Source organism: Loktanella sp. SALINAS62, from assembly GCF_018263905.1.
Lineage (GTDB): Bacteria > Pseudomonadota > Alphaproteobacteria > Rhodobacterales > Rhodobacteraceae > Loktanella.
This window is the reverse complement of record NZ_JAAFZU010000027.1, coordinates 1-8,004: the sequence shown is the minus strand read 5'-3', so window position 1 is coordinate 8,004 and position 8,004 is coordinate 1. Positions and strand designations below refer to the sequence as shown.

At 59.3% G+C, this 8,004-nt stretch carries 9 protein-coding genes; 5 read left to right on the top strand and 4 right to left on the bottom strand.

Going from position 1 to position 8,004, the window contains the following annotated elements; genetic code table 11:
• Positions 1-65: 65 nt before the first annotated feature.
• The 3 genes from sucD to mdh all read right to left on the bottom strand — a co-directional run bounded on the left by sucD (position 66) and on the right by mdh (position 3,388).
• Positions 66-953, bottom strand: a complete 888-nt coding sequence (gene sucD, locus GZH79_RS09320) for a succinate--CoA ligase subunit alpha (RefSeq protein WP_211643522.1) — start codon at positions 951-953, stop codon at positions 66-68.
• A 65-nt stretch (positions 954-1,018) separates the two neighbouring features.
• Positions 1,019-2,212, bottom strand: a complete 1,194-nt coding sequence (sucC, locus tag GZH79_RS09315) for an ADP-forming succinate--CoA ligase subunit beta (RefSeq protein WP_211643521.1) — start codon at positions 2,210-2,212, stop codon at positions 1,019-1,021.
• Positions 2,213-2,425: 213 nt separating this feature from the next.
• On the bottom strand, positions 2,426-3,388 hold the full coding sequence (mdh, locus tag GZH79_RS09310; RefSeq protein ID WP_211643520.1) for a malate dehydrogenase: 963 nt from the start codon (positions 3,386-3,388) through the stop codon (positions 2,426-2,428).
• A 139-nt stretch (positions 3,389-3,527) separates the two neighbouring features.
• Here mdh and GZH79_RS09305 point away from each other — a divergent pair, with 139 nt between their 5' ends.
• Positions 3,528-4,283: a sulfite exporter TauE/SafE family protein gene (locus GZH79_RS09305; RefSeq protein WP_211643519.1), complete on the top strand. Its 756-nt coding sequence runs from the start codon at positions 3,528-3,530 to the stop codon at positions 4,281-4,283.
• A gap of 52 nt (positions 4,284-4,335) precedes the next feature.
• On the opposite strand, the gene GZH79_RS09300 is transcribed toward GZH79_RS09305, so the two are convergent.
• Positions 4,336-4,947 (bottom strand): PRC-barrel domain-containing protein, encoded by a 612-nt coding sequence (locus GZH79_RS09300; protein WP_211643518.1) that lies wholly within the window; start codon positions 4,945-4,947, stop codon positions 4,336-4,338.
• A gap of 200 nt (positions 4,948-5,147) precedes the next feature.
• Between GZH79_RS09300 and GZH79_RS09295 the strand changes: the two genes are divergently transcribed.
• Genes GZH79_RS09295 through GZH79_RS09280 form a run of 4 tightly spaced genes read left to right on the top strand, consistent with a single transcriptional unit; the run spans position 5,148 to position 7,795 of the window.
• Complete coding sequence (locus GZH79_RS09295; protein ID WP_283094796.1) at positions 5,148-6,020, top strand: CoA ester lyase; 873 nt, start codon at positions 5,148-5,150, stop codon at positions 6,018-6,020.
• Positions 6,017-6,562 (top strand): NnrU family protein, encoded by a 546-nt coding sequence (locus GZH79_RS09290; RefSeq protein WP_211643517.1) that lies wholly within the window; start codon positions 6,017-6,019, stop codon positions 6,560-6,562. Before GZH79_RS09295 ends, GZH79_RS09290 begins: the two co-directional genes overlap by 4 nt.
• A 4-nt stretch (positions 6,563-6,566) precedes the next feature.
• Positions 6,567-6,773 (top strand): DUF1737 domain-containing protein, encoded by a 207-nt coding sequence (locus GZH79_RS09285; RefSeq protein WP_211643516.1) that lies wholly within the window; start codon positions 6,567-6,569, stop codon positions 6,771-6,773.
• On the top strand, positions 6,770-7,795 hold the full coding sequence (locus tag GZH79_RS09280) for a MaoC family dehydratase (RefSeq protein WP_211643515.1): 1,026 nt from the start codon (positions 6,770-6,772) through the stop codon (positions 7,793-7,795). The genes GZH79_RS09285 and GZH79_RS09280 overlap by 4 nt, the downstream gene beginning before the upstream one ends.
• Positions 7,796-8,004 lie beyond the last annotated feature (209 nt).

Sequence of the window (8,004 nt, the reverse complement as noted above, 5' to 3'; positions counted from 1 at the left end):
CCTGACGGTCGGGCGGGCGTCCCCGCCTCAAGGGGTTTGGCGGGCCGGGACGGCCCGCCGTGGGTTCAGTTCTGGTCGATGGCCTTCAGCACCGCTTCGCCCAGTGTGGCGGGGCTGTCGGCCACGACGATTCCGGCGGATTTCATGGCTTCGATCTTGGATTCAGCGTCGCCTTTGCCGCCCGCGACGATCGCGCCGGCATGGCCCATGCGCCGACCCGGCGGTGCGGTGCGGCCCGCAATGAAACCGGCGGTCGGTTTCCAGCGGCCTTTCTTGCGTTCGTCGGCCAGGAATTGTGCCGCTTCTTCTTCGGCAGAGCCGCCGATTTCACCGATCATGATGATCGATTGCGTTTCGGGGTCGGCCAGGAACATTTCCAGCACGTCGATGTGTTCGGTCCCCTTGATGGGGTCGCCGCCGATGCCCACTGCGGTGGACTGGCCAAGGCCGGAGTCAGAGGTCTGTTTCACAGCTTCGTATGTAAGCGTGCCGGACCGCGACACAACACCGACAGACCCACGTTTGTGGATATGGCCCGGCATGATGCCGATCTTGCAGGCGTCGGGGGTGATGACGCCGGGGCAGTTCGGACCGATCAGACGGGATTTGGACCCTTCAAGCGCGCGCTTGACGCGCATCATGTCCAGCACCGGGATGCCTTCGGTAATGCAGATGATCAGTTCCATTTCCGCGTCGATCGCTTCAAGGATCGAATCGGCCGCAAACGGGGGTGGAACGTAGATCACCGATGCGTTGGCTTCGGTCATGGCGCGGGCTTCGTGGACGGAATCGTAGACCGGCAGGTCAAGGTGCGTCTGGCCCCCCTTACCGGGGGTGACGCCGCCGACCATTTTGGTGCCATAGGCGATGGCCTGTTCGGAATGGAACGTGCCCTGAGAGCCGGTAAAGCCTTGGCAGATCACACGGGTGTTTTCGTTGACGAGAATGGCCATCTGGGCCTCCGTTGGAATTGGTGTCGTTCGATGGCGGGCGGCACTGTCGGCCACCCGCTTGCGGATCAGCCCTTGACGGCTTTGACGATTTTCTGGGCGCCGTCCTTCAGGTCGTCAGCCGCGATCACATCAAGACCGGATTCGTTGATGATCTTTTTGCCTGCTTCGACGTTCGTGCCTTCGAGGCGTACGACCAGCGGCACCTTCAGACCCACTTCCTTGACCGCGGCGACCACGCCGTCGGCGATGACGTCGCAGCGCATGATGCCACCAAAGATGTTGACAAGAATGCCTTTGACGTTGGGATCGGACGTGATGATCTTGAACGCCTCGGTGACCTTTTCCTTGGTCGCGCCGCCGCCGACGTCCAGAAAGTTGGCAGGTTCGGCACCATACAGTTTGATGATGTCCATCGTTGCCATGGCAAGACCGGCACCATTGACCATGCAACCGATTTCACCGTCGAGCGCGATGTAGTTCAGGTCGTATTTGCTGGCCTGAAGTTCTTTGGCGTCTTCTTCGGTTTCGTCGCGCAGGGCCGCGATGTCGCTGTGGCGGTAGATGGCATTGCCGTCAAAGCTGACTTTGGCGTCCAGCACTTTCAGATCGCCCTTGTCGGTCACGATCAACGGGTTGATTTCCAGCATCTCCATGTCTTTTTCGACGAATGCCTTGTAAAGCTGGCCCATCAGTTGAACGCATTGCTTCACCTGTGGACCGGTCAGGCCAAGGGTAAACGCAACCCGGCGCCCGTGGAACGGCTGATAGCCGGTCGCGGGGTCAACGGTAAAATTCAGGATCTTTTCGGGTGTGTTGGCGGCGACTTCTTCGATGTCCATCCCGCCTTCGGTCGAACAGACGAAACCGATGCGGCTGGTCTGGCGATCCACCAGCAGCGCCAGATACAATTCGGTTTCGATGCCGGACCCGTCTTCGATGTAGACACGGTTGACGACCTTGCCTGCGGGGCCGGTCTGGTGCGTGACCAGCGTGCGCCCCAGCATCTTTTTGGCTTCCTGCGCCGCTTCTTCCACGGATTTGGTCAGCCGCACACCGCCTGCGTCACCGGCGTCTGTTTCCTTGAATTTACCTTTGCCGCGTCCACCGGCGTGGATCTGCGCCTTGACGACCCACAAAGGCCCGTCAAGTTCCCCCGCAGCGGTTTTCGCTTCTTCGGCGCGGGTGACGGCGCGGCCGTCGCTGACCGGCGCGCCGTATTGGCGCAGCAGGGCTTTGGCCTGGTATTCGTGGATGTTCATGGCACGTCCTTCGTGTGGCTCAGTTTGTCGCAGTTTGTCATATGCAGGACGAAAGCTGAACGATCAGTTCAAGGGCCTGACCGGAAAAGCGACATTTGTGATCACAGCTATAGAGGGTGTGATCACACGCTATCTTTCGTTAACGCTAACTTGGTCGTGAACGGCAAAAGGGCGCCCCGAAGGACGCCCTTTTCATCAGTCATTGTTGATTATTCAAGCCAGTGAAGGATCGATTTCCTTGCAGGCGGACACAAGGCCTTTCACCGCGTCGACGGATTTGTCGAACATGGCCTGTTCGTCCTTGTTCATCTTGATTTCGACGATGCGTTCCACCCCGCCCGCACCGATCACGGTTGGCACACCGACATAGAATCCGTCCAACCCATAGGCGCCGTCCACGTGGGCCGCACAGGGCAGCACGCGCTTTTGGTCTTTCAGGAACGATTCCGCCATTTCGATGGCCGATGTCGCTGGCGCATAAAAGGCAGACCCGGTTTTCAGCAGGCCGACGATTTCCGCGCCGCCATCACGGGTGCGCTGTACGATGGCGTCCAGCTTGTCCTGCGTGGTCCAGCCCATGTCGACCAGATCGGGCAGGGGAATCCCGGCCACAGTGGAATAGCGTGTCAGCGGCACCATCGTATCGCCGTGGCCACCCAGAACGAATGCCGTCACGTCGCGCATCGACACCTTGAATTCATCGGCAAGAAAATGCCGGAATCGGGCGCTGTCCAGCACACCGGCCATGCCGCAGACTTTTTTGTGGGGCAGGCCGGAAAATTCGCGCAGCGCCCAGACCATCGCGTCCAGCGGATTGGTGATGCAGATCACAAAAGCGTCGGGAGCATGTTCCTTGATGCCCTCGCCAACTGATTTCATGACCTTCAGGTTGATGCCCAGCAGGTCGTCGCGTGACATGCCCGGCTTGCGGGGCACACCGGCCGTCACGATGCAGACATCGGCGCCTGCGATATCGGCATAATCGTTGGTGCCTTTGAACGATCCGTCAAATTTCCCCGAAGGACCGGATTCGGCGATGTCCAGCGCTTTGCCCTGCGGCGCGCCTTCGGCAATGTCGAAAAGGACGACGTCGCCCAATTCCTTGACCGCTGCGAGGTGGGCAAGCGTGCCGCCGATTTGTCCGGCGCCAATCAGTGCAATCTTGGGTCTGGCCATGGCATGGCTCCTGTTTAGCTGTTGATCAACTTGCGCGCTGGGTTAGTCGTTTGGGGCGTCGCCTGCAAGTGTGCAGCCGATGGTCAAGCCCCATGACAGCGGCTAAGCATCTGCAAAACACTGACGTCACAGGACCGCAATGACCCCTCTTGATCCCATGTTCTACCTTGTTGCGGTGCCTGCCGTGATCTTTGCCGGTATCTCAAAAGCAGGCTTTGGGTCTGGCGCTGCGTTTGTGGCGGCGGCAATTCTGGCAATTGTTGTCGATCCGGGGTTCGCGCTGGGGGTGATGCTGCCGCTGCTGATGCTGATCGATGTGGCGTCCCTGCGACCCTACTGGCGCAAATGGGACGGCCCATCCGCGAAGGGACTGATTATCGGGGCCGTGCCGGGTGTGGCGATCGGGGCGCTGGTCTATTCCGTGGTGAACGCGGACAGCTTTCGTCTGTTGATCGGGATCATCTGCTTGGCCTTTGTCGTCTATCAGTGGGCACGGGCGGCCGATGTGCTGAAAATTCCGAACTTTGCCTTTTCGCGCGGATGGGCTTGGGTGGCGGGGTCCGTCGCGGGGTTCACCAGTTTCGTCAGCCATGCCGGTGGCCCGCCGGTCGCCGTCTTCACGCTGGGCATGGGAATGGACAAAACCCGCTATCAGGCCACAAGCGTGATCGTGTTCTGGGCGATCAACCTGATGAAATTCATCCCCTACGGATTTTTGGGCATTTTCACGGCACAAACACTGTTGGCGGATCTGATCCTTGCGCCGGCCGCTTTGCTGGGGGCATGGATCGGCGTGCGTGCGCATCATTACGTGTCAGAGCGTCTGTTTTTCGGCATTACCTATGTGGCGCTGACGCTGACAGGGCTGCGCCTGATCTGGCTGGCGTTGAGCTGACAAAAAAGGCCGCCCCAAAAGGGACGGCCTTGATTGGAAAATGCAGTCGGAATTACATTTGTTCTTCGTATTCCGGCATCTCTTCCAGTTCTTCCTCGGTCTGCATGATCGTCACGCGCAGATCGTCGCCGTCGTCTTGCGTCATGATCGTGACATCAGCGAATTCCAGTGCGACCGGCTTTTCGCCAAGTCCCAGAAAACCGCCTACATCGACGATCACTTGCTGGATCATGCCATCGTCAGCGATCACGATATCGCTGATATCGCCGACTTCTTCATTGTCGCTTCCGTAAACCGTGGCACCGGTCAGTTCTTCGGCGGTGATGTCTTCGTTCATCACTTGCGAATAGCCGTCCATCGGGGACATTGCAGTTGTCTCGTCTTCCAGCGTGGTGGTGTCACCTTCCAGTGTGGTCGTGTCGGTCATGCCGTCGTCGGTCATGGCGCCGTCGTCGACCATCGTATCGGTGTCGGTCATTGTGTCGTCGGTCATGCCGTCGTCAGTCATGGTGCCGTCGTCGGTCATTGCGCCATCGTCAGTCATGGTGCTTTCGTCGGTCATCGTTCCTTCTTCTGTCACACCTTCTTCTGTGGTGTGGCTGGCGGCAACGGCACCGCTGGCAATCAGCATGGCAATCGCTGTAGTTGTGATAAGGTTTTTCATTTTGTACGCCTTTGTCTTGTGACCTGAAGGACATCCGCAGATATCCTCCTTCTGGCGCTACAACTCTGGCCAATGGGAAAGGTTGCAGACGATATCGGGTCCAACTTTGGCTGTCGGCGAAAACTGGCGCATCAACGATGCTGCGGGCATGTTCCTGAATTTCAAACGCAAGGGGTTGAAGATTTGGAAAGCTTGGGGTCATGTGCGCGCAACTTAATTACGAGGCCGATATGACGACCCGACCGACCCGTTCCGCTCTTTATATTCCCGGATCAAAACCGCGTGCGCTGGACAAGGCCCGCAGCCTTGCCTGTGACGTGATCCTGTTCGATCTGGAAGACGCCGTCGCCCCCGACGCCAAGGTATCGGCCAGAGAGACCCTGTCGCTGGCGTTGGAACAGGGTGGCTATGGCACCAGACTGCGGCTGGTGCGGATTAACGGCCTGGATACCGCATGGGGCGCTGATGATATGGCGGCGGTCGCGGGCATGTCCTGCGATGGCATCCTGATCCCAAAGGTCGACAGCGCCGGTGATCTGGACGCTGTCGCGCAAGCAGTGCCCGATCTGCCGCTTTGGGCGATGATGGAAACACCGCTGGGTGTGCTGAACGCCCATACGATCTGTGCCCACCCGCGACTGTCCGGGGTGGTGATGGGCACCAACGATCTGGCAAAGGATCTGACGGCGCGGACCCGCGATGGCATGCGTGTGGCTTTGCAACATTGTCTGTTGGCCGCACGGGCCGCGCGGGTAGTCGCCATCGACGGCGTATTCAATGCATTCAAAGATGATGACGGCCTGCGCGCGGAATGCGAAGACGGGCGCGACATGGGGTTTGACGGTAAATCGCTGATCCATCCCGCGCAGTTGGATATCGCCAACAGCATCTTTGGTCCGACCGACGCCGAAATAGAACTTGCCCGGCGTCAGATTGCCGCTTTTGACGAAGCGGTGGCCGCAGGGCAGGGGGTCGCCGTTGTCGATGGACGCATCGTCGAAAACTTGCATATCGTCACGGCCCGCGCGACCTTGGCCAAAGCTGACGCCATTGCAGAATTGGAAACCGCATGATCCTACTTATCCTCGGCCTGGCTTTGTGGGCCGGTGCGCATTTCTGGAAACGGATCGCACCCGATCATCGTGCGGGTTTCGGTGATCGTGGCAAGATGATCGTGGCCGTCGCAAGTGTGATCGCGATTGTGCTGATGGTCGTGGGATATCGCAGCGCGGACTGCGCGGTTTACTGGGGCAGATCGCCCGCGATGACGGGCATCAACAACCTTCTGATACTGTTTTCGTTCTACCTGTTCGCGGCCTCGGGCAAGAAGACGCGGATCACACGCTGGATCCGCCACCCGCAACTGACCGCCGTGGCCGTCTGGGCCGTGGCGCATCTGCTGGTAAACGGCGACGTGCCATCCTTTGTACTGTTCGGCGGACTGTTGATCTGGGCGCTGGCTGAAATGGTCGTGCTGAACCGGGCGCAAGGCGCGCGCGGCGCCTATCACGCGCCACCGATCAAATCGGAATGGATCGCCATCGTGGCGGCGGTCGTTCTATATATTGTCGTGGCCGGCATACATGCTTGGCTTGGCTATAACCCGTTTGGATAATCCCATGACAAAGATTTACCGCTTGCTGACCGAAGACGACACATCCGCCTTTTGCCACAAGGTCAGCGATGCGCTGTCCAAGGGGTGGGAGCTGTATGGCACCCCGACCTATGCCTTTGATCAGGCAAATGGCGTGATGCGCTGTGGTCAGGCCGTCACGAAAGAAATCAGCACACCATATGACCCGGACATGAAACTGGGTCAGCAATGACCAAAACGAACGCGGGGCGGTTTTTCGAAGATTACGCTGTCGGTGACGTCCTGACCCATGCGGTCCCGCGTTCGATCAACATGGGCGAACGCGCGCTGTATCATGCGCTGTATCCCGCCCGGCACGCGCTGCATTCTGCCGATACCTTTGCCCAGTCCTGCGGTCTGCCGTGCAGTCCGCTGGACGATCTGGTGACGTTCCATACCGTGTTCGGCAAAACCGTGCCTGACGTGTCGCTGAATGCCGTGGCGAATCTGGGATACGCCGAAGGCCGCTGGCTGAAACCGCTGTGGCCCGGCGACACGATCACCGCCACGTCACAGGTGATCGGCGTCAAACAGAACTCCAACGGCAAAAGCGGTGTGGTCTGGGTCCGCACCACGGGATGCAATCAGCATGGTGATCCCGTGCTGGAATATGTCCGCTGGGTAATGGTGCGCAAACGCGGTGACGGTCCGGCCCCTGATGCGGTCATTCCCGATCTGGCTGGTGCCGTCGCGGCATCTGATCTTGTGATCCCGCAGGGCCTTGATTTCACGCGTTACGATTTTGCGCTGGCGGGCGAACCGCATCGCATGTCCGACTACACCGTCGGGGAAATCATCGACCACGTCGACGGTGTCACGATCGAAGAGGCAGAGCATATGCTGGCCACGCGGTTGTGGCAGAACACCGCAAAGGTGCATTTCGATGCGACCCAACGCCCCGATGGCAAACGCCTGATCTATGGCGGCCATGTCATCAGTCTTGCACGCGCACTGTCGTTCAATGGATTGGCGAACGCACAGATGCTGGCGGCGATCAACGCAGGCAGCCATGCGAACCCCTGTTTTGCGGGCGACACCATACGCGCCTGGTCAGAGGTGCTGGACACCGCCCAGACAGCGGCCCCCGGCGTCGGTGCCATACGCCTGCGGTTGGTTGCAACAAAAGGCGCGTCCGGCGATCTGCGCGACACGGACGGTAGATACCTGCCCGACGTTTTGCTTGATCTGGATTACTGGGCGCTGATCCCAGTCTAGGGTTCAGTTTCCGGGCCGAACAAAGGGCGGCCTGCAGACACCGCCGGGTTCCATCCCGTTCCTTGGAACCCGCCATCCTTAAATTTGATGCAAGTTGCGACCGTTGACACCTTGCGATGACTGACCTGCCACGGGATTTTTCCTCCATTTGGAATGAGAGTCCGACCCAACGAAGGGACGGACAATGAAGCGAACGAGATACAGCGAAG

Excerpts from the sequence above, each read along its gene's own strand:
- GZH79_RS09280 (WP_211643515.1), top strand. The coding sequence starts at position 6,770 with ATGACCAAAACGAACGCGGGGCGGTTTTTCGAAGATTACGCTGTCGGT.
- GZH79_RS09290 (WP_211643517.1), top strand. The coding sequence starts at position 6,017 with ATGATCCTACTTATCCTCGGCCTGGCTTTGTGGGCCGGTGCGCATTTC.
- GZH79_RS09300 (WP_211643518.1), bottom strand. The coding sequence starts at position 4,947 with ATGAAAAACCTTATCACAACTACAGCGATTGCCATGCTGATTGCCAGC.
- GZH79_RS09295 (WP_283094796.1), top strand. The coding sequence starts at position 5,148 with ATGTGCGCGCAACTTAATTACGAGGCCGATATGACGACCCGACCGACC.
- GZH79_RS09285 (WP_211643516.1), top strand. The coding sequence starts at position 6,567 with ATGACAAAGATTTACCGCTTGCTGACCGAAGACGACACATCCGCCTTT.
- GZH79_RS09305 (WP_211643519.1), top strand. The coding sequence starts at position 3,528 with ATGACCCCTCTTGATCCCATGTTCTACCTTGTTGCGGTGCCTGCCGTG.
- mdh (WP_211643520.1), bottom strand. The coding sequence starts at position 3,388 with ATGGCCAGACCCAAGATTGCACTGATTGGCGCCGGACAAATCGGCGGC.
- sucC (WP_211643521.1), bottom strand. The coding sequence starts at position 2,212 with ATGAACATCCACGAATACCAGGCCAAAGCCCTGCTGCGCCAATACGGC.
- sucD (WP_211643522.1), bottom strand. The coding sequence starts at position 953 with ATGGCCATTCTCGTCAACGAAAACACCCGTGTGATCTGCCAAGGCTTT.